The following is a 537-nucleotide window of genomic DNA, read 5'->3' as shown; positions in this document are numbered from 1 at the left end:
CTCCGGAGATAGGTTTAGCCGATTTGTTTCTTATATGTCGACGGCGGGCATCACGATCGGTGTGATGGCGTTGGTCACTGTGCTTTCGGTTATGAACGGATTCGAAGCGCAACTGAAAGAGCGCATTCTTGGTGTTCTTCCTCACGCGGTGATTTCTCAACATGATGGTCGCACTCCACTGACGGAGTCTGCGCCGCAATTCATTCAAGCGATGTCGGATGTTGCTGAGCCAGAACCTGTTGTTCGCGGAGAGGCGGTAATTCAAAGTTCGGCACAACTGACGGCAGGTTATTTGATTGGGATTGAGCCTAAGAAAGGCGACCCGATTGCCAACCATTTGATTGCGGGTCGTTTGTCTTCTCTTCAAGCGGGAGAGTACAAAGTGTTTCTTGGCCACAGTTTAGCGCGCTCTCTTAAGGTTTCTATTGGCGACAAAGTTCGTTTAATGGTGACAAACGCCACGCAGTTTACCCCTCTTGGTCGAATCCCTAGTCAGCGCAACTTCACAGTGGCTGGTATTTTTAATACCGGTTCGGA

The 537-nt window shown here is 49.9% G+C and carries 1 protein-coding gene; it reads left to right on the top strand.

Annotated elements, in window-relative coordinates; all coding sequences use genetic code 11:
* On the top strand, positions 1 to 537 hold a 537-nt coding region (locus tag R7190_RS30140; RefSeq protein WP_318138245.1), incomplete at both ends, for an ABC transporter permease.

The sequence above is a fragment of the Vibrio sp. 1078-1 genome (assembly GCF_033340475.1).
This window is presented reverse-complemented; position numbering and strand designations above follow the sequence as displayed.